25 protein-coding genes are annotated in these 24,789 nt (G+C 29.4%); 2 read left to right on the top strand and 23 right to left on the bottom strand.

The window, feature by feature from the left end; translation table 11 throughout:
* Window positions 1-2: 2 nt before the first annotated feature.
* From aspS to L3B98_RS05845, 18 genes are all read right to left on the bottom strand, one after another.
* Entirely contained in the window at window positions 3-1,793 is a 1,791-nt protein-coding gene (gene aspS, locus L3B98_RS05930) for an aspartate--tRNA ligase (protein ID WP_015392655.1), read from the bottom strand.
* Between the two features lie 281 nt (window positions 1,794-2,074).
* The gene (hisS, locus tag L3B98_RS05925; protein WP_015392654.1) at window positions 2,075-3,328 is read right to left on the bottom strand and encodes a histidine--tRNA ligase; all 1,254 of its coding nucleotides are present in this window, start codon (window positions 3,326-3,328) and stop codon (window positions 2,075-2,077) included.
* A gap of 85 nt (window positions 3,329-3,413) precedes the next feature.
* Complete coding sequence (locus L3B98_RS05920) at window positions 3,414-4,841, bottom strand: coproporphyrinogen III oxidase (protein WP_238915950.1); 1,428 nt, start codon at window positions 4,839-4,841, stop codon at window positions 3,414-3,416.
* Between the two features lie 176 nt (window positions 4,842-5,017).
* Window positions 5,018-5,614, bottom strand: a complete 597-nt coding sequence (locus tag L3B98_RS05915; protein WP_077362707.1) for an MBL fold metallo-hydrolase — start codon at window positions 5,612-5,614, stop codon at window positions 5,018-5,020.
* 11 nt (window positions 5,615-5,625) lie between these two features.
* Entirely contained in the window at window positions 5,626-6,075 is a 450-nt protein-coding gene (gene dtd / locus L3B98_RS05910; RefSeq protein ID WP_015392651.1) for a D-aminoacyl-tRNA deacylase, read from the bottom strand.
* Between the two features lie 101 nt (window positions 6,076-6,176).
* A complete protein-coding gene (locus L3B98_RS05905) occupies window positions 6,177-8,390 on the bottom strand; it encodes a bifunctional (p)ppGpp synthetase/guanosine-3',5'-bis(diphosphate) 3'-pyrophosphohydrolase (protein ID WP_238915949.1) in 2,214 nt (737 codons plus the stop codon).
* Between the two features lie 158 nt (window positions 8,391-8,548).
* Window positions 8,549-9,067, bottom strand: a complete 519-nt coding sequence (locus L3B98_RS05900; RefSeq protein ID WP_238915948.1) for an adenine phosphoribosyltransferase — start codon at window positions 9,065-9,067, stop codon at window positions 8,549-8,551.
* Window positions 9,068-9,138: 71 nt separating this feature from the next.
* A complete protein-coding gene (locus L3B98_RS05895) occupies window positions 9,139-10,014 on the bottom strand; it encodes a DHH family phosphoesterase (protein ID WP_015392648.1) in 876 nt (291 codons plus the stop codon).
* A 126-nt stretch (window positions 10,015-10,140) separates the two neighbouring features.
* On the bottom strand, window positions 10,141-11,016 hold the full coding sequence (gene secF / locus L3B98_RS05890) for a protein translocase subunit SecF (protein WP_015392647.1): 876 nt from the start codon (window positions 11,014-11,016) through the stop codon (window positions 10,141-10,143).
* The gene (secD, locus tag L3B98_RS05885) at window positions 11,009-12,274 is read right to left on the bottom strand and encodes a protein translocase subunit SecD (RefSeq protein ID WP_015392646.1); all 1,266 of its coding nucleotides are present in this window, start codon (window positions 12,272-12,274) and stop codon (window positions 11,009-11,011) included. Before secD ends, secF begins: the two co-directional genes overlap by 8 nt.
* Before the next feature lie 337 nt (window positions 12,275-12,611).
* Window positions 12,612-12,980 (bottom strand): TIGR04086 family membrane protein, encoded by a 369-nt coding sequence (locus L3B98_RS05880; RefSeq protein WP_015392645.1) that lies wholly within the window; start codon window positions 12,978-12,980, stop codon window positions 12,612-12,614.
* Between the two features lie 53 nt (window positions 12,981-13,033).
* On the bottom strand, window positions 13,034-13,312 hold the full coding sequence (gene yajC, locus L3B98_RS05875) for a preprotein translocase subunit YajC (protein ID WP_015392644.1): 279 nt from the start codon (window positions 13,310-13,312) through the stop codon (window positions 13,034-13,036).
* 167 nt (window positions 13,313-13,479) lie between these two features.
* Window positions 13,480-14,619 carry a tRNA guanosine(34) transglycosylase Tgt gene (gene tgt / locus L3B98_RS05870; RefSeq protein WP_015392643.1) on the bottom strand — a complete coding sequence of 380 codons (1,140 nt, stop codon included), beginning with the start codon at window positions 14,617-14,619 and terminating at the stop codon, window positions 13,480-13,482.
* A 165-nt stretch (window positions 14,620-14,784) separates the two neighbouring features.
* Window positions 14,785-15,810, bottom strand: coding sequence for a tRNA preQ1(34) S-adenosylmethionine ribosyltransferase-isomerase QueA (gene queA, locus L3B98_RS05865; RefSeq protein WP_077362701.1), 1,026 nt, complete (start codon window positions 15,808-15,810; stop codon window positions 14,785-14,787).
* Between the two features lie 258 nt (window positions 15,811-16,068).
* A complete protein-coding gene (gene ruvB / locus L3B98_RS05860) occupies window positions 16,069-17,109 on the bottom strand; it encodes a Holliday junction branch migration DNA helicase RuvB (protein WP_238915947.1) in 1,041 nt (346 codons plus the stop codon).
* A 121-nt stretch (window positions 17,110-17,230) separates the two neighbouring features.
* Complete coding sequence (ruvA, locus tag L3B98_RS05855; RefSeq protein WP_015392640.1) at window positions 17,231-17,827, bottom strand: Holliday junction branch migration protein RuvA; 597 nt, start codon at window positions 17,825-17,827, stop codon at window positions 17,231-17,233.
* A 475-nt stretch (window positions 17,828-18,302) separates the two neighbouring features.
* Window positions 18,303-18,878, bottom strand: a complete 576-nt coding sequence (locus L3B98_RS05850; RefSeq protein ID WP_015392639.1) for a hypothetical protein — start codon at window positions 18,876-18,878, stop codon at window positions 18,303-18,305.
* 135 nt (window positions 18,879-19,013) lie between these two features.
* Window positions 19,014-19,883: a radical SAM protein gene (locus tag L3B98_RS05845; protein ID WP_238915946.1), complete on the bottom strand. Its 870-nt coding sequence runs from the start codon at window positions 19,881-19,883 to the stop codon at window positions 19,014-19,016.
* 561 nt (window positions 19,884-20,444) lie between these two features.
* Here L3B98_RS05845 and L3B98_RS05840 point away from each other — a divergent pair.
* Together L3B98_RS05840 and L3B98_RS05835 are read left to right on the top strand one after the other, a co-directional pair.
* Window positions 20,445-21,272: a pyridoxamine kinase gene (locus L3B98_RS05840; RefSeq protein WP_015392637.1), complete on the top strand. Its 828-nt coding sequence runs from the start codon at window positions 20,445-20,447 to the stop codon at window positions 21,270-21,272.
* Between the two features lie 52 nt (window positions 21,273-21,324).
* Window positions 21,325-21,978 carry a TatD family nuclease-associated radical SAM protein gene (locus L3B98_RS05835; RefSeq protein ID WP_077362697.1) on the top strand — a complete coding sequence of 218 codons (654 nt, stop codon included), beginning with the start codon at window positions 21,325-21,327 and terminating at the stop codon, window positions 21,976-21,978.
* Window positions 21,979-22,087: 109 nt separating this feature from the next.
* Here L3B98_RS05835 and L3B98_RS05830 read toward each other — a convergent pair whose 3' ends face one another.
* The 5 genes from L3B98_RS05830 to L3B98_RS05810 all read right to left on the bottom strand — a co-directional run bounded on the left by L3B98_RS05830 (window position 22,088) and on the right by L3B98_RS05810 (window position 24,625).
* A complete protein-coding gene (locus L3B98_RS05830) occupies window positions 22,088-22,447 on the bottom strand; it encodes an MmcQ/YjbR family DNA-binding protein (protein WP_077362695.1) in 360 nt (119 codons plus the stop codon).
* Between the two features lie 19 nt (window positions 22,448-22,466).
* Window positions 22,467-22,964 carry a L,D-transpeptidase gene (locus tag L3B98_RS05825; protein WP_238916165.1) on the bottom strand — a complete coding sequence of 166 codons (498 nt, stop codon included), beginning with the start codon at window positions 22,962-22,964 and terminating at the stop codon, window positions 22,467-22,469.
* A 147-nt stretch (window positions 22,965-23,111) separates the two neighbouring features.
* Window positions 23,112-23,726, bottom strand: a complete 615-nt coding sequence (locus tag L3B98_RS05820; protein ID WP_238915945.1) for a DUF488 domain-containing protein — start codon at window positions 23,724-23,726, stop codon at window positions 23,112-23,114.
* A 43-nt stretch (window positions 23,727-23,769) separates the two neighbouring features.
* Complete coding sequence (locus L3B98_RS05815) at window positions 23,770-24,048, bottom strand: hypothetical protein (RefSeq protein WP_015392632.1); 279 nt, start codon at window positions 24,046-24,048, stop codon at window positions 23,770-23,772.
* Between the two features lie 64 nt (window positions 24,049-24,112).
* Window positions 24,113-24,625, bottom strand: a complete 513-nt coding sequence (locus L3B98_RS05810; protein ID WP_238915944.1) for a GNAT family N-acetyltransferase — start codon at window positions 24,623-24,625, stop codon at window positions 24,113-24,115.
* Window positions 24,626-24,789: the final 164 nt, after the last annotated feature.

Raw genomic sequence — 24,789 nt, 5'->3', positions numbered from 1 at the left:
TTTTATTTATCATTTTCTTTAGGAAGTATTCCAATTCCAAGTTCAGTCAATTGCTTTTCGTCAGCAATATTTGGTGCTTCACTTAAATAGCAATATGCATTTTGGTTTTTAGGGAATACAATAACATCTTTGATATTTTCTGTTCCAGCTAAGAACATTATCATTCTATCCAATCCAAATGCCAAGCCTCCATGTGGTGGTGGTCCAAACTTAAATGCTTGTAACAAGAATCCAAACCTTTCCCATGCCTGTTCTTCTGTAAAGCCTAATGCTTTAAACATTCTTTCTTGAAGAGCCATTTCATGAATTCTTATAGATCCTCCACCTAATTCTTCACCATTTAATACTAAATCATAAGCTTTAGATCTCACAATACCTGGATTTGATTCAATAAATTCTAAATCTTCATCCATTGGTGCAGTAAATGGGTGGTGACAAGCTGTATATCTTTCTTCTTCTTCACTGTATTCAAATAATGGGAATTCAGTGATCCAAGTAAAGTTAAATTCCTTTTTATCTTTAATTAATTCAAATTGTTTAGCAAGTTCTAATCTTAATGCACCTAAACTTTGGAATACAACTGAATTCTTATCTGCTACTATTAAAATAGCATCTCCATTTTCAGCCTTCATAGTTTTTGCAATAGCATTAGTCACATCATCAGTTAAGAATTTAGCTATTGATGATTTAACACCGTCTTCCTTAAGTTGAATCCATGCTAGACCTTTTGCCTTATAGGTTTTAACAAATTCGCCTAATTTATCTAAAGGCTTTCTTCCTAGATCAGCTCCACCCTTTAAGCATAATGCTCTAACAGATCCTCCAGCTTCTATTGCAGATTTAAACACAACAAAATCTAAATCTTTAACGTCTTCTGTAATATCAGTTATTTCCATTCCAAATCTTAAATCTGGTTTATCTGAACCGTATTTTTCCATAGCATCTTTAAATGTCATTCTCTTAATAGGAAGCTGGACATCTACACCTGCTACCTTTTTAAATACATGAGCAATTAATCCTTCATTTACAGCCATTATGTCTTCTTGTTCAACAAAGCTTAATTCCATATCAACTTGAGTAAATTCAGGTTGTCTATTAGCTCTTAAATCTTCATCTCTAAAACATTTAGCAATTTGATAATATCTGTCGAAACCAGATACCATTAATAACTGCTTAAATATTTGTGGAGATTGTGGAAGTGCATAGAACATTCCTGGATAGTTTCTTGAAGGGACTAAATAGTCTCTAGCTCCTTCTGGAGTACTCTTAGTTAAAATTGGAGTTTCCACATCTAAGAAGTTATGTTCTTCTAAGTAATCTCTAATAGCTTTAGTAGTTTTACTTCTGATTTCAAAAATCTTTTGCATATCAGGTCTTCTTAAATCTAAATATCTATATTTTAATCTGATATTTTCAGCAGCATCTAAATCTTCTTTAATATATATTGGTGGAGTTTCAGATTCAGAAAGAATCTTTATAGCTTCGCATTTTAATTCAACATAACCAGTTGGCATGTTTTCATTAACACTTTCTCTTTTTACAACTTCACCTGTTACAGCTATACAGTATTCAGATCTTACTGCTTTTGCTTTTTCAAAAGCTTCAGCATTTATTTCCTCTCCGAAAACTACTTGCATTATACCTGTTTTATCTCTTAAATCAATAAATTCAAGTGCTCCAAGCTTTCTATTTCTTTGAACCCATCCCATTAAAGTAATCTTTTTACCAACATGTTCTTCTCTAGGTTCACCACACATCATTGTACGCTTTAATCCATTTAAAGATTCACCCATTACTAAACCTCCATTTATGTCAGTTAACAGTTAACAATTTACAGTTTACAGTTAACAATTTTTGATGAAATCCCTTTGGGATTTCTTTATTTATATATTATAAATTGGCATGCGATTGCCTTAGTATGGCTTTAATCATCAATTGTCAATTCATTTTAAATTTTAATGCAACATAAAAATTAATTAGTAATTAACTAATACCTAACTTTTATATGCCTTAATAATTGTAATCGAAAAACATACTTTTTTCAATATTTTACTAAAAATTGTTCTAATTCATCTTATCTAACTACTTTAGCTATTTCCTCCAAATTATCTAATGAAACTTCAAAAATTTCACCATCACTCATTCTCTTTAAATTAATCTTTTTGTTAGTTAATTCATCTTCACCTAAAATAGTAGTATATGCTGCACCTAATTTATTAGCATATTTCATTTCAGCTTTAATGCTTCTTCCCATATGATTTATTTCACATTTAACTCCTAGACCTCTTAAGTCATTAGCAAGCTTAAAGGCAAACTTCCCTTCTGCCTCTCCTCTTGCACCTATATATAAATCAAATAGTGTTTCCTTAGGTATTTCAATTTTTTCTTTTTCTAAAGTCATAATTAATCTTTCGATTCCCATTCCAAAACCAACTGCAGGCATGTCTGGACCGCCAAGCTCTTCTATAAGCTTATCATACCTTCCTCCTCCACACACAGTAAAATCAGAAGTTAAAATTTCAAAAATAGTTTTTGTATAATAATCTAAACCTCTTACTATACCTGGATCTATTGTATATGGAAGTCCTAAAATATCAAGATATTCCTTAACTTTTCCAAAGTGATCACCACATTCTTCACATACATAATCTAAAATTATCGGTGCATTTTTAGTAATTTCGTGACATTTCTTTTCCTTACAGTCTAAAATTCTCATAGGATTTTTTTCAAATCTGCTCTTACAAGTATCACAAAGACCATCGTAATTTTCTTGTAGGAACTTCTTTAAGGCTTCATTATACTTAGGTCTACATTCTGGACATCCTAAATTATTTATATTTAAGCTTAAACTCTTTAAACCTAATTTCTTCAACGTATCCATTGCTACTGCTATAACTTCTGCATCCATTGAAGGTGCATTGGAACCAAAAACTTCAATTCCACATTGATGAAATTGTCTAAGTCTTCCCTTTTGAACATTTTCATATCTAAAAGCTGGTGTTACATAATATAACTTTGTAGGTTGAGCTTCGTTAAATAATCTATTTTCAACAAAAGCTCTAACAGCTGAAGCAGTTCCTTCTGGTTTCAATGTTATACTTCTATCACCTTTATCATTAAAAGTGTACATTTCCTTTTGTACTATATCAGTTGTATCACCAACGCTTCTTAAAAATAATTCTGTATGTTCAAACATTGGAGTTCTAATTTCCCTAATTCCATATGTTTTAGCAACATTTCTAAATACGCCTTCTATGTATTGCCACTTATAGGCATCTTCAGGAAGCATATCCTTCGTACCTTTTGGTGCTTGCATTTCAATTGCCATTTGTTTTTTCCTCCTCAAATATTACTAATTAGTGCAAATAAACATACTATATATAAATGTTCATTAGTCAATTGATAATTAAACATTAATTATATAATGTATCAAGTAACATCTTCTTCTTTTTAATCATTTCATCAATTCTTGATATATATTCATGAAGATCCTTTAGATTAGGGAATCTTTCTAGTCTATCTTCCTCTAAAAATATTACTTTACTTACTGCAGCAGCCCCTAATGCAATTACTGTTTGTCTTTCTTCAATCATTTGAATATTATAAATGCATTCCTTGCCTTCTTTAGCATACCCCAAATTCTCCATATTTCCAACCATATTTTTTTGTCTATACATATAATATGGTGAAATACCTAAGTTTTCTGCTAAATTTCTGCTTTCTTCATACATTTTTATAATTTCTTCCTGAGGTGTGATTTCTATTCCTTTTTTCAATATAAATTCTTCATACATTCGAGATCCTCTTTTTAAGGCTAAACCATGAACAGTAATACTATCAGGTTTTAGCTTAATAAGTTCATTTTTAGTATGTAGAACCTCTTTATGAGTTTCTCCTGGAAGGCCTATAATAATATCCATGTTTATATCATTAAAGCCAAGCTCTCTAGCCAATTTGAATTTTTCTTTTATATCTTCTGATGAATGAGTTCGTCCTATTAAGTTTAAAGTATCATCATTCATAGTCTGAGGGTTAATACTAATTCTATCAACTTTAGATTCCTTCATGGTTTTAAGCTTTTCCCTTGTTAAGGTATCTGGTCTTCCACATTCAACTGTAAATTCTTTAACCTTGTTATCCTTAATAAGATTATTATAGATTTCCTTCATAATAGCTGCAAATTCTTCATCATTTACTGCTGTTGGAGTTCCTCCTCCAAAATACACTGATTCAACATTAAGATTTTTTTCTTTAATATACTCACTCATGCCTTGTATTTCTTTTATTAAGGCTTCTATATATGGCTTAACCATCTTTTTATATATACCAATTGGATTGGAGGTAAAAGAGCAGTATAAGCATTTGGTTGGGCAAAAAGCCATTCCTACATAAACAGCTATATTATTTTTATCCTTATTAACTATTCGCTCTTCAGCTTTTGCAACTTTTATACATAACTTAGCCTTATCTGCATGAGCAACATACTTTTTCTTAAATATTTCAATTACTTCTTCCTCTGAATGGCCTTCATTAAGAAGTTTCAATGCTATTTTAGATGGCCTAATTCCAATTAAAATACCCCAAGGATATATATCATTAGTTAAATCTCTCAAACACAGAAAAAGAAATCTTCTAAGAGAATTTTTAATATCTTCTCCTAAAGATTCTTCTTTATAGTAATCCTTATATTTAAACTTTAAAGTCTCTTCATCAATATAAACATTATAATCTGCTTCTTCTTTTTCAACAAAACTAATTTCCCTCATTGAAAAATATACATTAAATAATTGATATACTTCATATCTATATTTTAAATTATTTAAATTAATTTTAACTTCCATTATTGCTCCTTAAAACTGTGACAATTTATCAAAACTAAAGCTATTAACAGCATATTCATATATATTGCAATTATCAATATTCAATGAATGTTAATTTCCTTCGAAAAGTGTTAAATGTTGAACATTTTTTGAAATGCATATATTATAAAAATGCTGCTACTCAACTAAAATTCCATTTATAAAAAAGGATTATTCCTTTTTTCATAACCTATATTAGATGTTGGACCATGCCCTGGAAAAACTTTAATACCATCACCAAGTGGCAGTAATTTTTCCTTTATATTTTTTATTAACTGCATTCCATTTCCACCAGGGAAATCACTCCTACCTACTGAACCTTGAAAAAGAGTATCTCCTGTAAAAATATTATCATCAATTAAGAAACATATTCCTCCTGGAGTGTGTCCTGGAGTTTCTATTACTTTAATTTCATGCTTTCCTAAAGTTAATGTATCGCCTTCACTTAAGTATCCTGATGCCTTTGGTAATGTTCCAAATACAAAATCATCTTTTTGCATCAAATCTTCATCTGCTTTGTTAATATAAAATGGAACTTTTAAATTATTTACTAATTCTATTACTCCATCTACATGATCTAAATGTCCATGGGTTAAAAGTATGAATTTAGGTTTTCCTTCTAATAAATTTATTTCATTAATTATAGAATTTGCATGCCCTCCTGGATCTATAATTCCAAGTTCTTTCGTATCTTCATCCATTACCAAGTAACAGTTTTCTTCATACATGCCTGCTAAAATTGTTTTTATAATCAATTCTATCACTCCTAAAAATTTCTTTTACTGTCTAATAAAATAGTCACAGGGCCATCATTATTAATTTCAACCTTCATCTCGGCTCCAAATTCACCACATTCAACCTTTAATCCTGAAGTTCTAAGGAGTTCTAAAAATTCCTCATAAAGCTTATTAGCTTCTTCTCCTCCTAGGGCTTCCATGAAATTAGGCCTTCTACCTTTTCTACAATCTCCATACAAAGTAAATTGTGAGATTACAAGTATTTCACCTTTCACATCTAATAAGGATAAGTTCATTTTATCATTTTCATCTTGAAACACTCTCAAATTAATAACTTTATCTTTTATATATTTTAAATCTTCTAAGGTATCATCTTTTGAAATTCCAATTAGAACATTGAATCCCATTTCTATTTTACCAATTATATTTCCATCAACTGAAACACTAGATGAGGTTACTCTTTGCACTACTGCTCTCATGTCGTCTCACCTTTCCTATATTTTAACACTTCTAAATAAATTAATTCAATAATAATTACATGTACAAAATACATATAGTATAATTTCAATATTTATAAATATTAACTATTGACCCTATAAACATCTGTTACGCCTTTTAATCTCTTTAATCTCTTCATTAAATCTTTTAAATTATCTACAGATGTGATTTTTAATTTAACATTAATTATAGCATAGCCTTGCTTAGCTAAATTAGCATTTACAGCACTTAATTGTAACTTAAGTTCAGTTATAACACTCATTATATCAGCAAGTAATCCATCTCTATCCTCTGCCTGAACTTCAATCTCTGCAACATAGGAATTGCCTTGTGATGTTCCCCAGTTAACTTCAACAACCCTCTCAGCATCAGTGTCTATTAAGTTTTGTAAATTACTGCAATCTTTTCTATGTACCGATACTCCTCTTCCTTTAGTTATATATCCCAAAATATCATCACCAGGGACTGGACTACAACACTTCGCAAATCTAATCATTAGATTGCTTTCCCCTTTTACTGTTATACCATAACTATTTGTTTCAGGTCTTCTTGTAGCTTTAGCAATTTGCTCCTCAATACTTTTATTAAGGATTTCCTTATTTTCTTTTTCTTTAGCTGCTTTATCTACACCTACACCATTATCTTCTTTAAGCCTTACAATAAGTGTTGAAACAGAAAAGCCACCAATACCAATTAATGCATATAAATCTTCCATTGAATGTATATTATATCTCTTTATGAGCTTTTCATAAAATTCACCTTTAGCAATGTCTGCATAATGAACACTTTGCTTTTTCAATTCTTTTTCTAGAAGTTCTTTTCCTTTTAATATATTTTCCTCTTTTTTTGCTTTCTTAAACCAAAGTTTTATTTTACTCTTCGATTGATTACTCTTAGCTATATTCAGCCAATCCATATTGGGACCTTTTGCATTAGGAGATGTTAATATTTCAACAATTTCTCCAGTTTTAAGAGTATATTCAAGAGGTACTATTTTACCATTCACCTTTGCTCCTACACACTTATTTCCTACATCAGTATGTATTCTATACGCAAAATCAATAGGGGTTGCATCTCTACACAAATTAATAACTACGCCTTTAGGAGTAAATACAAATACTTCATCTGAAAATAAATCTATTTTAAAACCTTCAATAAACTCTTCCGCATCAGAAGTTTCTTTTTGCCATTCTAACATATCTCTAAGCCATACAAGTTTTTTCTCAAAGTCTTTTTGTTTATCTTCACCTTTACTTGTATCGCCTTCTTTATATTTCCAATGAGCTGCAATACCATATTCAGCAGTTTTATGCATTTCAAAAGTTCTAATTTGAATTTCAAAGGTTTTTCCTTGAGGGCCAATAACTGTAGTATGTAAAGATTGATACATATTTGGTTTAGGCATGGCAATATAATCCTTGAATCTTCCTGGAATTGGTCTATATATTGTATGTACTATTCCAAGAACTCCATAGCAATCCTTAACTGAATTCACTAATATTCTTATAGCTGTTAAATCGAAAATCTGCTCAATACTTTTATTTTTATTAACCATTTTTTTATAAATACTATAAAAATGCTTTGGTCTTCCATCAATATCCGATTCTATTCCAGCTGCTTGAAGTTTTGCATATAAATCATCAACAATATCCTTTATATATGTTTCTCTTTCAACTCTTTTTTCAGCAATACTATCAACTAATTCATAATATTCTTTTTCATGCAAATATCTAAAACATAAATCTTCAAGTTCCCATTTAATTTTAGACATACCCAGTCTATGTGCAAGTGGTGCATAAATATCTAAAGTTTCCTTTGCTTTATTTTTTTGTTTTTTCTCTGGCATAAATTTAAGGGTTCTCATATTATGTAATCTATCTGCCAATTTAATAATTATTACCCTTATGTCTTTAGCCATAGCAAGAAGCATTTTCCTAACATTATCTGCTTGCTGCTCCTCTTTTGTCTTATATTCCATTTCTCCCAATCTTGTAAGTTTGGTGACCCCCTCAATTAAATTGCCAATCTCTTCATTAAATAACTTTACAGTTTCTTCATATGAAAACTCTGTATCTTCAATTACATCATGCAAAAGTCCTGCAACAATTGTGTTCGTGTCCATCCCTAATTCAGCTAAAATTTCCGCTACTGCTATAGGATGAATTATATAAGGTTCACCTGACTGCCTTTTTTGTTCCTTATGAGCATCTTCTGCAAAATAGTATGCCTTTTTTACCATATCAATATCAACATTATTACAATTATTATTGATTTTTTCCAATAATTTATCAATCATAAGGATTGCTCTCCTTCTATAATTTTATTAAAATGTAAATTCAAAGGCTGGTTCAATAACCAGCCTAACTTTTTAATAATTATATATTATTTTAGAATTATTTTCAATAAGACATTAAAAATAAATGGAATACCTTCCAACCTAAAAATCACAAATTGTTAGATATCATATTGCACTAATGATAAGACATCATAATTCTTTAATTTATCTCTTCCATTTAATTCTGTCAATTCAATAGCAAAATCTAATGAAACAACTTCACCACCAGCTTGTTCAACTAATTTAGCAACACCTTCAACAGTTCCTCCTGTTGCTAATAAATCATCAACAATAGCTACTCTTTGTCCAGGTTTTATTGCATCTTTATGAATTTGTAATTGATCTTCACCATACTCTAAATCATAATTAATTGATATAGTTTCACCAGGTAATTTGCCTGGCTTTCTTATTGGTATAAAACCTATTCCTAAAACATATGCTACAGGTACACCAAAAATAAAGCCTCTTGCTTCTGGCCCTACAATTAAATCAATTTGTTTATCTTTTAAATGTTCAGCTATTTGATTTATTGCCTCTCTTAAAGCTTCTCCATCACTAATTAAAGTTGTTATATCCTTAAAGCTAATTCCTTTCTTGGGAAAATCTTCAATAATTCTTATCTTTTCTCTTAAATCCATTTTTAATTCCTCCAACTATTATTTAAGTTAAAATTTATGATTTAGTAATGTAAATAAAATAAATATATATTTTAATTTGAAATACATTTTAACGATGTAGTCTTCTTTAACGTTGATAAATATTTAACTATTTGATCCGCTCTATCTTTATCATTAGTAGTTAATAATTCCAATACTATTCGAGCATTATCCATTATCCCTACAGCTCCTATAGGTGGAATCAATAATTCTATTATTTTATTTATACCATCATCATTAAATTCTTTTATATTGTTAAATTCAATAATTGATCTCAATCCATTATTGTTTGTATTAATTAAAAACTTATTTCCTTCTTTAATTAATACCCCATTTTCACCTTTAGCTGATACTTTTGCCCATTGTATTCCAATAAGAATTAAATCCAAATATTTATTTATGCTCTTCATATTATAATAAATTGCAATAGCTTGCATAAGTTTAAATGCTAATCCGCTTATGGACAAATTCTTATACCTATATTGGCATCCCTTTTGACTTGGATTTATGTAAATGTAATCATTAACAAGGTCACTTTCCTCATTCTCTAAAACAATTAAATCTATTCCTAAATCTTTACACAAATCTACTTCTTCTTTAGATTTTAATCCTATACCTAAAGTAATTAAAAGTTCAGCTCCTAAAAAATCCACATTATTTTTAATATCCACTGAATTTATTACAGCATCACTTTCTTGTCTGTCATATATTAGATACTCTACATCAGCATTTAAATACTTTAAAACAAGAATTAAAGATGAAACTGCACAAATCCCATCAACATTATATGTACCATAGACTACAATCTTTTGTCTATTATTTATTGCTAAAGCTAATCTTTCTATTGCTTTATTCATATTTTTAAGAATAAATGGGTTATATCCGCTAATATAATTTGGACAATATATACTTTCCCAGAACTTACGCATGGCCTATTCCTCCATAAAATTAGAAAACACCTTTATTATAAATGATTATAATAAATTTTACAATCGTTTTGTTGACAAATAAAAAACCTCCAAACTATTCTGGAGGTTTTCTATTATTTCCAGTCACTAAACACTTTGTAATTTTTTCTTTCCGCCTCTAACTTTATCCTTTAAGTATACCCAAATTGGTGAAGCAATACATATTGATGAATATGCACCACTAATAATACCTATTATTAAAGGAATAGTAAAGGTTCTAACAGATGGGACCAACACATTCATAGCTAATATTGTAACTACAGTTGCTAAGGATGTGTATAATGATCTTTTTATTGTTTCAGTTAAACTTACATCTGCAACTTCAATTGGCTTAGCTCTTCTCATAATTTTAGTGTTTTCTCTAATTCTATCAAAAATAACTATAGTATCACACATAGAATACCCTACAATTGTTAGTATTGCCGCAACAAATGGAGTATTTACTGGAATGTAAAATATAGTGTAAACAGAAAGAGTAACTAATATATCATGAATTGTAGCAGCAATTGCTGCTACACCAAATTTAAATTCAAATCTAATAGCTATATAAACAAGCATTACTGCAAAAGCACCAAGTAAAGCTAAAATCGAGTTTTGAGTCAACTCTTTACCAACTGATTGCCCAATTTCATCTTGTGAAACTAATGCTTTATCATCTAATTGATATTTATTCTTTAAATCTCCCATAATTGAAGCTAATTTAGTACTATCAAGATCCGCTGACTTAATTTCATATTGATTATCATTTAATGTATTTGTGCTAGCATCTGGAGCATAGCCTCTAACAATAGAATCAACATCTTCTTTATTTATACTTTCGTTTAATTGTATCTTTATATCTGAACCACCTTTAAAGTCTATTCCAAAGTTTAATCCTCTAAAAGCTAGAAACCCTAACCCAATAACAATAATTATAAAGGAAATTGAAAACCATATTTTTGTCTTTTCCATAATTTTAAGCATGTTTTTCATCCTCCTTTTTTAATTTCACTCCAAAATGAGATACTTTGCTTATGAATCCCATGTCAACAGCTAAGTTAACAAGTATTTTTGTTACTAATAAACCAGTAAATAAACTTATAATTATACCTATCATCAATGTAATAGCAAAGCCCTTTACTGTTCCTGATCCTATAAAGTATAAGATAAGTGCTGCAAGTAAAGTTGTAACATTTGAGTCAACAATTGAAGATAATGCATGTTCTCCACCTTTTTTAACAGCTGCTTTAACAGAATAGCCCTTTAGTAGCTCTTCCTTAGTTCTTTCAAAAGTCAATATATTAGCATCAACAGCTACACCAATAGTCAGTAAGAAAGCTGCTATACCAGGAAGTGTTAATGTAACACCTACTTCTACAAATACTAAAAGTGTAAGTACTATATATAAGGTTAAAGCAATATCTGCCATTAAACCTTGACGTCTATAATTAATTAGCATAAATAAGAATACTAATCCAACTCCTATAACTCCTGCTTTAATTGAATTAGGAAATGCTGTTGCTCCAAGTTCAGCTCCAACATTGCTGACTGTAACCGCTTTTACTGGAAGTGGAAGAGCACCTGAATTAATTAAGCCTGCTTGAGATTTAGCTTCTTCTAATGTATACTTTCCAGTTATTGATGCTTTACCATCATTTATTTGTACTTGAACTCTTGGATTTGAAATCTGTTCATCATCAAGATAAATCCCAATATTTTGTCCTATATACTTTCCTGTTGCATCCGCAAACTTTTTAGTACCTTCATCATTTAATTCTAATCCAATTTCATAACCACCTTGTTGTTGGTTAAGTTGTGCTGTTGCCTTTTTAACATCTTTACCTGTTAAAATTTCATCTCCATTTGGTCCTTTAAATACCAAATTACCAGATTTACTTAAACTCTGAACTATATCATTAGAATTAGACATTCCAGGAACATCAACTCTTATTCTTTTTTCACCTTCTGTTGTAACAACAGTTTCAGCTACTCCAAGTTTATTTACTCTCAAAGAAATGTGCTGCTTAGCACTTTCTAATTCTTCCTTAGTTACTTTATCTTGTTGAATTTCCATCAACACAGAAACTCCACCTTGTAAATCAAGTCCTCTAGTTATTACTTTATCAAAAGATTTAACTTGCCATCCGCCAACGACAAAGCCCTTAAATCCTGCAAAAGCTAAAAATAATATTACGACAACAATTGCTATAAATCCTGCCGAACTTTTGCCTTTCTTTTTCATCTTAATCCCCCTCTGTAAATTATGTCTTTTCTTATTAGTATTTTATTTCTCTAATTTAGTAAAATTTTGAATTGTAAATCCATTAATTTTCTATACATTATGTAAAATACCAAAATACTTAAAATTAAGAATCACAGTTCTTACAAAAAGAATCCATCAATTCTTAATTTTAAATATTGTTATAATTCATATGTTGCACATTGTTCATTATAGCATACTATAATATCTTAGCAAAGTTTTTTATTGATCCATTATAATAGGAAGAAGATTAATAATAAACTTAAATTATCTTTACATATGTATAACTTTTTCTAATCTTAGCAAAATACAAAAGAGCTTATAGATTTATTCCAAGCATTCCAGCTAGAGTTCCTACTGCTAAAGCAATAATAAGTTTAACAAAATCAAAAAGATTAAAAACTAGTTCACCGCTAAAACAGCTGGTCAATATGAATAAGACTAGGTAATATCCAATTGCAACTCCAAACCCTACAAGCCAGCCCTTTGACTCATTTTTTTTAGCACCTATAACTGCTCCTAAGCTTAAACTACATAAAGATATGATCACATAGATAGCATTGAATATTCCTTTACTGAATGAAAGCTTTGTCATCAACACCGACAAGACGGCTACACCAATAAAGCTAAGAATTACAGTTCCTATAGTACCTTTTGCTACAGATTTTAAATATTTTGCATTTTCCATTTAAATAACACCTCCTAACACTTCATTTTATGAAGCATTAGTCGGTATTATGATTATTCAGCTTTCATTTTATAAGCTATTCCACTTTTTTCAAATTTAATTCTAGTTTTAGCTGGACTTGTTTCAAGGGTAATAGTATTTTCATCCATATGTGTTATTTTCCCTATAATTCCACCTCTTGTAACAACTTCATCATTAACTTTCAATTCTTGAAGCATACCTTGATATTTCTTCTTCCTCTTTTTTTCTGGTAATACAAGTAAAAAATAAAATATTACTATTATCGGTACGAAAAGTGCTAATTGATAAAGAATTGCAGACATATTCTCCATATTAATCCTCCATATTTTTTCTATTTTTTTCTATTCCACGATATGTAGTTTACATTTTCTTGTGATTAATGTCAATATTCACTAGCGCTAACTAATCAATATATCATCTTAATACTAAGATTATTTTGTAATAATTTACAAAAATATTTATTTTTTTAATATATATCCTATGCTTTTCCTTGCCATTCAATTAGTTTCTTTTCCTTAAACTCTTTGAAATATCCTCCATCAATTGCTGTTCTTATATCTGCCATTAATTTATTGTAAAAATACAAATTATGTAACACGCATAATCTCATTGCCAACATTTCTTTTGCTTTAAACAAATGTCTTATATAAGCTCTTGTATAGTTTTTACATGTAGGACACTGACACCCTTCATCAATTGGTCTTGTATCAAGTTCATATTTCGCATTCATTAAATTCAACTTGCCTTCACCACAAAATACATTCCCATGTCTTCCATTTCTCGCTGGAAGTACACAATCAAAGAAATCTACGCCTCTTTCAACTGCTTCTAAAATATTGTTTGGTGTACCAACCCCCATTAAATATATCGGCTTATCTTCTGGTAAATGAGGGACAACAGCATCTATTACTCTATACATTTCTTCATGAGTTTCACCAACGGCTAAACCTCCAATGGCATATCCATCTAAATCTAACTTAACAATTTCTTGGGCATGCTTAATTCGAATATCTTCATAAACCCCACCTTGGTTAATTCCAAATAGCATCTGCTCTTTATTAATAGTATCTGGCTGTGAATTCAATCTATCCATTTCATCTTTACATCTTTCAAGCCATCTAGTAGTTCTAGCTACAGATCTTTCAACATACTCCCTTGGAGCTGGATTTTCAATACATTCATCAAATGCCATTGCTATAGTTGAAGCTAAATTGCTTTGAATTTGCATCGATTCTTCTGGTCCCATAAATATCTTTTTTCCATCAATATGAGAGTTAAAATATACTCCCTCTTCTTTTATTTTTCTCATTTTTGCTAATGAAAATACTTGGAAACCACCTGAATCTGTAAGGATAGGTCTATCCCAATTCATAAATTCATGTAATCCTCCAAGTGCTTTTACAACCTTATCTCCTGGTCTTAAATGAAGATGATAAGTATTAGAAAGCTCAACCTGGCATCCAATTTCTTTTAAATCCATACTTGAAACTGCACCTTTTATAGCAGCTAATGTACCTACATTCATAAATACTGGTGTTTGAATAGTTCCATGTGGAGTTTCAAATTGTCCTCTTCTTGCTTTTCCATCTTTTTTTAATAACGTGTATCTTTTACTCACAAGCGTCACCTCTTAAATATAATTTTGTATTTTTATAAACGCTTGATTAATGTCACCTCATCAGCGTAATTAATTTAGTTCACAGTTTATGCCCTTTAGGGTACCCTGTGGGCACTTTACAGTCATGAGTTCTAGTAAATCCATTTAACTCAAAACTCTTAACTCCTAATTGATAAACATTGCATCTCCAAAAGAAAAGAATCTATACCTTTCATTTACTGCTTCTTTATAAGCATTCATAACATTATCTTTTCCAGCCAATGTAGAAACAAGCATTATCAAGGTTGATTCTGGCAAATGAAAATTTGTTATTAGTTTATCTACAACTTTAAATTTATATCCTGGATATATAAAAATATTAGTCCATCCACTTTGTTCTTTTACAAAACCATTTTCATCACCAATAGTTTCTAAGGTTCTTGTAGAAGTAGTTCCAACAGAAATTACTGCATTGCCTCTTTTTTTAGTTTTATTTATAATATCTGCGGTTTCCTTTGATAGCATATAAAATTCAGAATGCATTTCATGATCTTCTATAGTGTCAACCTTAACAGGCCTAAAAGTTCCAAGACCAACATGTAATGTTAGGTAAACTACATTAACACCCTTAGCTTTTATTTCTTCTAATAATTCTTTTGTAAAATGTAACCCTGCTGTTGGCGCAGCTGCTGATCCATTTTCTTTTGAATAAACCGTTTGATATCTTTCTCTATCATCTAATCTTTCGTGAATATATGGCGGTAATGGCATTTCTCCAAGTGAATCTAATACTTCTTCAAATATTCCATCGTAATAAAATTCCACTATTCTGTTTCCATTATCTTTAACTTCAATTACTTCGGCTTTTAATTTCCCTTCACCAAAAGTAAATCTTCTTCCAACTCTTGCTGACTTCCCTGGCTTTGCTAAACATTCCCACTGATCTTTTTCAACTCTTTTAAGCAGCAAAAACTCTATCTTTCCGCCTGTTTCTTCTTTTTCTCCTATTAATCTTGCCGGCATTACCCTTGTATTATTTAATACCAAAGTATCACCTTCATTTAAATATCCAATAATATCTCGAAATTTTTTGTGATTAATCTCTCCTGTCTTTTTATTTAAAACCATCAACCTTGAAGAATCTCTTTCCTCTAAAGGATGTTGAGCTATCAACTCTTCTGGTAAATAAAAATCAAAGTCTTTTACGTTCATTTTTCTTTATTCTCCTAACTAACTATAAGCTTTAAGTAAATATATATAAGAATAAAATGAATTAAATAAATTAAATTCTTATATTCTTGGTTGCAGAAAAGTTCCGTATTGTGGCATAGCCACTCTTTTCATAGGTGTAAATTCTTAAATTCTGGGTATTTTATTCCTACCTTACCTAATTATGAACTATATTAAGTTCCGATGTTGCAGCATAGCTGCTCTTTTTATATGTGTATATTAATCTTATTATTTAAATATTTAGCCTTCAAAAAAGCTTCCTTGCTTACCATTACTATCCTTTTTCTTTGGATTATATACTCTGCCCAAATGTTTGTAAGCTTTTTCACTTGCAATCCTTCCTCTAGGTGTTCTTATGATAAATCCCTTTTGAAGCAGGTATGGTTCATAAACATCTTCTATAGTTCCTAATTCTTCCCCTATAAAATAAGACAGTGTTTCTATCCCAACAGGGCCTCCATTAAAATTATCTATAATAGCTTCCAATATTTTATTGTCAACTTTATCAAACCCTTGATTATCTACTTCAAGTAATTCTAAAGCTCCTTGCGCTTCTTTTAATGAAACTAATCTGCTTCCTTTTACTTCTGCATAATCTCTGACCCTTTTTAATAATCTATTGGCAATTCTTGGTGTCCCTCTTGATCTTTTTGCAACTTCAAGAGCCCCTTCTTCAGTGATTTGGCAACCAAAAACAGTGGCACTTCTAATTACTATTTCTTTAAGTTCTTCATCTGTGTAATATTCCATAGCGCATAATACACCAAATCTATCCCTTAGTGGTGATGTAAGCATTCCAATTCTAGTTGTTGCTCCTATAAGCGTAAATTTAGGAAGATCTATTCTTATAGATTTTGCTGCTGCACCTTTTCCTATAACTATGTCCAAAGCATAATCTTCCATAGCAGGGTAGAGTATTTCTTCAACCGTTCTATTTAATCTGTGAATTTCATCAATAAATAACACATCATAATCCTTCAAAGTAGTTAAGATAGCTGCTAAATCTCCTGCTCTTTCAATTGCAGGTCCAGAGGTTATTTTCAAATCGCCTCCCATTTCTTTAGCAATTATATTTGCTAAAGTTGTTTTTCCAAGACCTGGTGGACCATATAATAAAGCATGGTCTAAAGCTTCTTTTCTATTTTGAGCTGCTTTAATAAATATATCTAATCTTTCTTTAACCTTCTCCTGCCCTATGTATTCACTTATCTTCTGAGGTCTTAGACTAAGCTCTGAATTGAAATCTTCCTGTAACTCAGACGAATTAACTATTCTTTCCAAAAAACCTCCCCCTTTTCCTAAGAAAATCTTTAAAATTAATTTATGTAAATAATATTCAAACCTAAATGTACATCAAGCGCCACCATCTACTTCACAACTGTTAACTGTGAATTATTAACTTTTAGCTGACCAAAACCTTCAAAGCACTTTTAATAATGTTTTCAACACTATCTTCTTTGTTAACTTTCTTAAGAGCTGTGTCAGCTTCCTTTTCGCTATATCCCAATGCTAGCAATGCACTTAATGCTTCAGATATTATCATAATATTTTCATTTCCTTGAATGTCTATACTCTCAACGCTATCTAATAATTCATCAGGCTTTAACTTATCCTTTAGTTCTAAGATAATCCTTGCTGCTGTCTTTTTACCTATTCCAATTCCTCTGCAAATATGTTTTTCATCACCAGTCATTATTGCATATTTTAAGTTGTTTACTCTACTAATTGATAATAGTGATAACGCCGCTTTTGGACCAACCCCGCTAACTGTAAGCAGCAACTTAAACATTTCTAATTCATCCTTTGAATCAAAACCATAAAGCCCAAGAAAATCTTCCCTGACGATCTGCTCTAAATAAAGCATAACTTCCTCTCCTGACTTCGGTAAAGAAGACATAGTTGCACCAGATGTAAATATTTTATAACCAATTCCACTATTCTCTACTATTATATAATCTTTATTTATTCCTACATATTTTCCTTTAATATATTCGTACATCTTTCTTCCTCCAAACTATGTCAGCTAGTATGAATTATAAATCATAAAAAAATCGTAGGCGACTGTGGAGCCGGAGATTTTTTTACGCATTTGCCTTTTCGAACGTATGTGAGAAAAATCTGCACATTAGAAATGACAGCTATGCTGCATATGAGAACATCTTATGCAGGCGAATATGATTTATTTTTTATTTTTTTCTTATACACAGCTCATTAAAATAGCCTTTTTCATATATTATCCACAGATTTTACTGCATAATAAATTCCTAAAGAATAAAAAACATTTATAAAAATAAGGTCTGTAAAGAAAATTTACACATTATTAAAACCTAACATATACTTTATCATTTTAAGCTAAATCTTTCAATAACGTAATTTTTATATTTCTTTAAATAAAAATAAGGTATGAGAGTAATTAATTACTCTCATACCTCATTATAAAACATATATCATTAAATACTAAGTTCAAATTAATATTAAGATAAAAACTCAGACAAATTTTCTTCTGCATCATCTTTTGTATTATATTCAAGTTCAAAATTCTCAATTTTGTTCTTATCAATATCATTTAAACTTTCAATTTTCTTACTATTAGTATATACGTCATTGCTGTTTTCAATTAATAATGTACCATTTTCATTAGTCTTATATATAGCTAAGTATCCATCCTTTTCACCAATATAATATTTATTAGGCTTTACAGATTTTGAACTATCCTTTTTATATGTCATTTCTCCATTTTCTTGGACCTCTAAAACATATCCTTTGTTTTTTAATTCCTTTGATAATTCTGCTTCAGTCAAGTTAGAATCCAAATTAAGTTCTTTCTTTAACTCAGCTAATGTTAATACCTTCTCCTTCTTTTCTCCTGAAACCAAACAAATTTTCAAATTATCACTTAATTCTTGACTTTTATCTGTTTCACTGGCTCTAACAGAATTATTCTGTGTATTTTTATTTGTTATATATTTATTTGAAAAATAATACGTTATCGAAAATATAAGTGCTAAAATTATTACCATCCATACAAATAGTTTCTTTTTATTTATCATATTCTTCACTCCTTTATCCATGGAGTATAGCCACTTTTTTTAATTAATATACAAATAAAATTATATCTTGGCATTTCTTTTTATATTCAAACAAAACTCTATAATCTACATAAGGCTATATCAATCAGATCATTCTTATCGTATTCTATTTATAAATCCACATTTTCTACATAACTCTTCAACAGCTTTACGATTTGAAAATCCATTATATATTTCTTCAGCCCTTTTAGAATTCAAAATACCCTCTAATGGCTCTTCAAAAATATTTCCAAGTGTAATACTACCTTCACTATCAAGGCAACAAGGCACAACAGTTCCATCAACAAGTATTCCTATTTGATCTCTAAGTCCATAGCAAAAAGCCCTTTCTCCTATTTCTTCTGCCTTTAAAGACGGCCACTTGAATTTTTCACCCATACTCAAATATAAATTCTTTTTCAGTTTATAACTGTTCTTCTCTATTAAAATTTTTTTCAAATCTTCTTCTAGATTAAACTTATTTTCTAACAATTTAAATATATCTATGTTTAAATCATTGCTAGCTTTGTACCTTGTATCTAAATTCCATAACCTCAAAGAGCATATTATATTCGTATTTGCTGTTGCATCATTAACGAAATTAAGAACATTTTCTATATATTCCTCAAATGTAATTTTTTCTTCATTTGCTTCAAAACTATGCAATGAAACGTTAACCTGTCTTAAAGCTGGAGATTTCAATAATATTTCACTCACATTATTTATTAATGTGCCATTAGTAGTAATATTCACCTTTAATTTATTCTCATCACTTATTCTTAAAAATTGTTCTAAATTACTATTCAAGAAGGGCTCACCCATCAAATGAAAATATACATGATCTGTATATGGCTTGATATTCTTAATAATATGTTCAAAGCTACTTTCTCCCATAAATTTCAATTCTCGAGATGTTTTAGGGCAGAAATTACAGCTTAAGTTACATATGTTTGTTATTTCTATATAAACCTTTTTAAATCTTTTCATTAATTTTTACTCCATCTTATTAGTTACTTTAAAAATAAGAATACACTATTTACAAAAAGTAATCAAATTCTTCGAAACTCCCCTTATATTATTTTCATTTCAAAATTTAATATATATTAAAAGAGATATGATCAAACTCATATCTCTTTTAAAATGTAAGAAGCAAGTGCAATTAAGCACTTGCTTCTCCTTAGCCACTGATTTTTACGTTGTCCGCCAACTGGGTACGACCGTCTGTCGTACATTGCCTCCGGGATTTTTCCGTTGCCCGTCACCAACCACATACCTCGTAGGATATGCTCTTCTGCCGGATTGAAGTGTCAGTACACTAAGATAAATCTAAACCTTTATCTTGATATAATTATAACTTATTACTAAAACAAAATCAACAATATTTTTGAATTTTCTGATTATTTTTTATTGTATTTATTTATAATTATTGTAACTTATATAACTATGAACTTCACTATTAATCCATAAATTGTAAAAATAGTATGGGTACATTTTATTTATTACAAAAATTAACTTATAATAATGTGATTAGAAAAAAGGAGGATTATTATGAATTTAGAAAAACAAAAAAAAATTGCAGTCATTAATGATATAACAGGCTTTGGTCGCTGTTCTGTAGCAGTTGCTTTACCTATTATTTCAGCAATGAAAATTCAATGCTGTCCATTACCAACTGCAATCTTATCTGCACATACTGGCTTTTCTAGTTTTTTCTTTGATGATTATACTCCTCATATGAGAGAATATATGAATAATTGGAATGATCTAAATATAAATTTCGATGGAATTTGTACTGGATTTCTAGGTTCAAAAGAACAAATTGATCTTGTAATTGATTTTATTAAAATCTTTAAAAATAAGGATACTATTGTTATTGTTGATCCTGTTATGGGTGACTATGGTAAAATCTATTTAACTTACACTAAAGAAATGTGTGATGAGATGAAACGCCTAATAAAATACGCTGACTTAATCACACCTAATCTTACGGAAGCATGTAAACTTCTTGATATACCTTATCCAACTAAGAGTTTATCACTTAATGAATTAGAAGACATAGCAAAATGTCTCTGTGATAGTGGCCCAAGCAAAGTTGTTATTACTGGTCTTCAATATGATGGTATAATACAAAATTTCATATACGAGATTGGAAAACCACACAAAATTATTAATGTTGAAAAAATTGGTGAGGATCGTTCTGGTACTGGTGATATATTTACTTCTATTGTAGCTTCAAGTATAGTAAAAGGAAAAGATCTAGTTTATTCAGTAGAAAAAGCAACTGAATTTATAAGTAAATCAATTGAATATACTATAAAACAAAACATTCCTGAAACTCATGGAATTTGTTTTGAAGAATTCTTAACCGAATTGTAAATAACTATTTAAAATTAAAGAATATTATTTTTAAGGAATGAGGAAATGTCTTATGGTTATCTTATATACAGCAAAAAAAGGTGTTTATATCAATCTAAATGATATTTCAGAAGAAGAAAAAATTTCAGGTGACTTGAAAGTATATGTTAACTTAACTAACAAATGCTCCTGCGCCTGCACTTTCTGCTTGAGAAATACTAAAGAAATGAAAGAAAGTAATAGTTTATGGCTTGAAAGAGAACCAACTTACGATGAAATCATATCAGAATTTAAAAAATACGATATAGCTAAATTTAAAGAAATCATATTTTGTGGCTTTGGTGAACCTACAATGGCTCTTGATACATTAATCAAAGTAGCAGAATATATAAAAAATAAATCTGCTAATACACCTATACGTCTTAATTCTAATGGTCTTGGTGATTTAGTTTACGAAAAAGAAATTGCTCCTTTATTTAAAGGATTAATTGATACAATATCTATAAGCTTAAATTCTTCTAATGCTGAAGAATTTCTAAAGCTAACACGAAATAAATACGGCCTTTCCTCTTATGATTCTATGATAAGATTTACTATAAGCTGCAAATCTTATATTCCAAATGTTATTATGACAGTTGTGGATTGCATAGGAGAAAAAGAAATTGCAGCTTGCCAAGCTATTTGTGATAAAATTGGTGTTCATTTAAGAGTTCGCCCATTTGAATAAAAGCAATTGTGACTATCTTACTTCAGAAAGAATATTAATATTATTAAAATTAGAAAACTCAATTTCTAAGCTTTAGATCTTAGAAATCGAGTTTTTATTACATTAATGATTATCTTTCTAAAATTTCTTTTTGAATTTTTTTACTTAGTGAATTTAAGATTAAACTATATGACATATCTGTCATTTGTTTTACAACCTCATCAGGAACTTTTCCTCCAATGTATATGGAATTCCAGTGTTCCTTATTCATATGATATCCTGGAATTATATCCTCATACTCATCCCTCAAGAATCTTCCGAAACTTGGGTCACATTTTATTGTAATTATTGGTGTGCCCTCTTTATCTCCTCCAAGCATCACAAAAATTTTTCCTCTTACCATATATCTAGTTGCATTCCATTCTTCTTTAAAATCTTTTTCAACACCTTTTTTATCAAGGCAATATTCATCAATCCATTCATATCTCATAATAGTATTCCTCTCTTTACTAATTAATTACCACCTTTGTTCCCCTTGGTATATTATCATAAATCCACTTAGCATTTTCTTTAGCAAGCCTTATACATCCATCAGATAATCTCATTCCAAGTCTTCCATCTCTAACAGAGCCATCTAAATTATATATAATTGAGTGAAATAAATAATTCCCTTTAAATTGTGTATAATACCAACACTTATAACCTTTCTCAACTCCAAAATATAAGCCTTTTATTCCAACTGTAAAAACACCATTAGGCGTTGGAGTAGATGGTTTTCCTATAGTACAAATATAACTATTAATTAAATTCCAATTATTTTTGCTTCCTTTAAAAATATTCACCTGAAACTGTTTTTTATTTACCCAAATTAGATAATTAGTATCACTTTCATAATTACTTATAACACTTGAATTCTTTAAAATTGCTTCTTTACTTTCAGCTCTAGTGCCTTCCAATTTACATTTTCTATTTCTAAAAAATTTAGATAAAATCTTCACTATTTTCATTCCTAAAATCATTATTAATAAAACAATATATGTTCTTTTATCTAAATTTGAGCTTATAAATATCAAGTAGAATATTTATTATAAAATATTCTTGTTAAACTAATTGCAAACCTGACATCATAACCCTCTTAAAATTTATTATAAAAATCATTGTAAATGCTCAACTCTATATCCAATTTCTTTATTTGCTAGTCTATATCCTTGTTTAACCATTTCCACTTCATTCAAAGAGACTCCAAGCAAATTATTTATTGTAATTTGGTTCCTATTACTAAAAAATTTATTTAAAAGATTCTCTTCTATCATTTTTTGAGTGGCCACTGTATAATCATCTAAAATATGTTTAACATTAAAACCTTCATTACTTAGCGCCCTTCCAACCAATATGCTTCTGTGACATCTTATCGGATCCTGCATAGCCCCTAGTAATGCTATTCTATAACCTTTTTCACACCCCTTCTTCAATCTTTCTATTCCATTTAAGAATTCTATTTCAGTAATTACTTTTTCAAAATCCGAATATCCTTCTTTATTATATGATCTTTTATTTTCTCTATTTGCTGCAAATTCCTTTGCCATATATATATATATAAAACCTGCTTCCTTTAAAGTTCCAGCTATTGTTTCTTTATTGTATTGAATATTATATTTTGAATAAGGAATTCCACGAATATCTACAACACAATTAATATTATAATGTTTTAACATATGAATTAACTTTTCAACTGCGTAATTTGAATGTCCAATTGTGTATATCTCCATCTTTTCTCCTATTCATAATTTAAATATTATTTATTATTCTACATTATTTTATAAAGATACTTATAAATATTATTATAACTATCACTGCTATTATTATAAATGAATAAATTTTAAATCCAAAATTAACTGCCTTTGTCGCTTTATTTCCATATAATTTATGCATTGGCAGAGAAGCATAGTTCCCATTTTTATCAAACAAAATAGAAGTATATCCATCTGTTGCTATAAAGCCATCTTCTGTAGTACTTATCGAAAGACTATCTATATTCATCTTTCCTTTTCTGCAACGCTCAATTATAATTTCCTTGATGTTATCTTCCATATAATTCGCCTCCAACTTATTTAAATTTATCCCCCTTCTCTTCTTACCTAAACTTTTATGATCTTTATTTGATCTCTATCCAATACCTTTGAACTATTTCTTCATCTTCCATTACTTCATTTTCTAAAATGCCGCCATTTGCTATAATCGTTTTAGCTGAACCAACATTATTTTTATCGCAAGTAATTAAAACTTTGTCTATTCCAATCTGTTTAGCAATTGGTAAGGCTAAAGATAACATTAAAGATGCATATCCTTTTTTACGCTCGGTTGGCCGAATACCATAACCGATATGACCACCATAATTAAATAAATAATCATTTAGTCTCATTCTTATATTGATAGCACCTATAATCTTTCCACTTTCATCTACAGAAAAATATGTAACCGCTGGAACCCAATGCTTTGGACAAGTTTCCTTGTTTTCTATTTCATAGGTATATTCCAACCATTTTTCATAACTCATATCAAACAGTCTTGCTGAAGATGGTATTATTTCTTCATTATAATCCTGCCATTCATTAACAAATTTATAGTATTCCTTCTCCATTTCTTTATTAGCTTTTATTAATTTCATGTTAAATTCCCCTACTTCGCTTATATTAATATAAAGGTGATATATTTACAATATAATACACTTTCCATTTACTTTATTATACATAAATATATATAATTTGTATAACAAAATATACACTGTTACTTAATAATATTTGATAAAAAAATCCTTGCTTATTTCTTCAA

This window comes from Clostridium sp. YIM B02555 (genome assembly GCF_022320955.1).
Classification (GTDB): domain Bacteria; phylum Bacillota; class Clostridia; order Clostridiales; family Clostridiaceae; genus Clostridium; species Clostridium saccharoperbutylacetonicum.
Note: the sequence above shows the minus strand (reverse complement) of the source record. Positions and strands in the feature narration are given on the sequence as shown.

What these genes read in the sequence shown, in the direction of transcription:
- aspS (WP_015392655.1), bottom strand. Translation starts at nt 1,793, where the DNA reads ATGGGTGAATCTTTAAATGGATTAAAGCGTACAATGATGTGTGGTGAA.
- hisS (WP_015392654.1), bottom strand. Translation starts at nt 3,328, where the DNA reads ATGGCAATTGAAATGCAAGCACCAAAAGGTACGAAGGATATGCTTCCT.
- L3B98_RS05920 (WP_238915950.1), bottom strand. Translation starts at nt 4,841, where the DNA reads ATGGAAGTTAAAATTAATTTAAATAATTTAAAATATAGATATGAAGTA.
- dtd (WP_015392651.1), bottom strand. Translation starts at nt 6,075, where the DNA reads ATGAGAGCAGTAGTGCAAAGAGTAACCTCATCTAGTGTTTCAGTTGAT.
- L3B98_RS05905 (WP_238915949.1), bottom strand. Translation starts at nt 8,390, where the DNA reads ATGATTGATAAATTATTGGAAAAAATCAATAATAATTGTAATAATGTT.
- L3B98_RS05900 (WP_238915948.1), bottom strand. Translation starts at nt 9,067, where the DNA reads ATGGATTTAAGAGAAAAGATAAGAATTATTGAAGATTTTCCCAAGAAA.
- L3B98_RS05895 (WP_015392648.1), bottom strand. Translation starts at nt 10,014, where the DNA reads ATGCGTAAGTTCTGGGAAAGTATATATTGTCCAAATTATATTAGCGGA.
- secF (WP_015392647.1), bottom strand. Translation starts at nt 11,016, where the DNA reads ATGCTTAAAATTATGGAAAAGACAAAAATATGGTTTTCAATTTCCTTT.
- secD (WP_015392646.1), bottom strand. Translation starts at nt 12,274, where the DNA reads ATGAAAAAGAAAGGCAAAAGTTCGGCAGGATTTATAGCAATTGTTGTC.
- L3B98_RS05880 (WP_015392645.1), bottom strand. Translation starts at nt 12,980, where the DNA reads ATGGAAAATGCAAAATATTTAAAATCTGTAGCAAAAGGTACTATAGGA.
- yajC (WP_015392644.1), bottom strand. Translation starts at nt 13,312, where the DNA reads ATGGAGAATATGTCTGCAATTCTTTATCAATTAGCACTTTTCGTACCG.
- queA (WP_077362701.1), bottom strand. Translation starts at nt 15,810, where the DNA reads ATGAACGTAAAAGACTTTGATTTTTATTTACCAGAAGAGTTGATAGCT.
- ruvA (WP_015392640.1), bottom strand. Translation starts at nt 17,827, where the DNA reads ATGTACGAATATATTAAAGGAAAATATGTAGGAATAAATAAAGATTAT.
- L3B98_RS05850 (WP_015392639.1), bottom strand. Translation starts at nt 18,878, where the DNA reads ATGATAAATAAAAAGAAACTATTTGTATGGATGGTAATAATTTTAGCA.
- L3B98_RS05845 (WP_238915946.1), bottom strand. Translation starts at nt 19,883, where the DNA reads ATGAAAAGATTTAAAAAGGTTTATATAGAAATAACAAACATATGTAAC.
- L3B98_RS05840 (WP_015392637.1), top strand. Translation starts at nt 20,445, where the DNA reads ATGAATTTAGAAAAACAAAAAAAAATTGCAGTCATTAATGATATAACA.
- L3B98_RS05835 (WP_077362697.1), top strand. Translation starts at nt 21,325, where the DNA reads ATGGTTATCTTATATACAGCAAAAAAAGGTGTTTATATCAATCTAAAT.
- L3B98_RS05830 (WP_077362695.1), bottom strand. Translation starts at nt 22,447, where the DNA reads ATGAGATATGAATGGATTGATGAATATTGCCTTGATAAAAAAGGTGTT.
- L3B98_RS05825 (WP_238916165.1), bottom strand. Translation starts at nt 22,964, where the DNA reads ATGAAAATAGTGAAGATTTTATCTAAATTTTTTAGAAATAGAAAATGT.
- L3B98_RS05820 (WP_238915945.1), bottom strand. Translation starts at nt 23,726, where the DNA reads ATGGAGATATACACAATTGGACATTCAAATTACGCAGTTGAAAAGTTA.
- L3B98_RS05815 (WP_015392632.1), bottom strand. Translation starts at nt 24,048, where the DNA reads ATGGAAGATAACATCAAGGAAATTATAATTGAGCGTTGCAGAAAAGGA.
- L3B98_RS05810 (WP_238915944.1), bottom strand. Translation starts at nt 24,625, where the DNA reads ATGAAATTAATAAAAGCTAATAAAGAAATGGAGAAGGAATACTATAAA.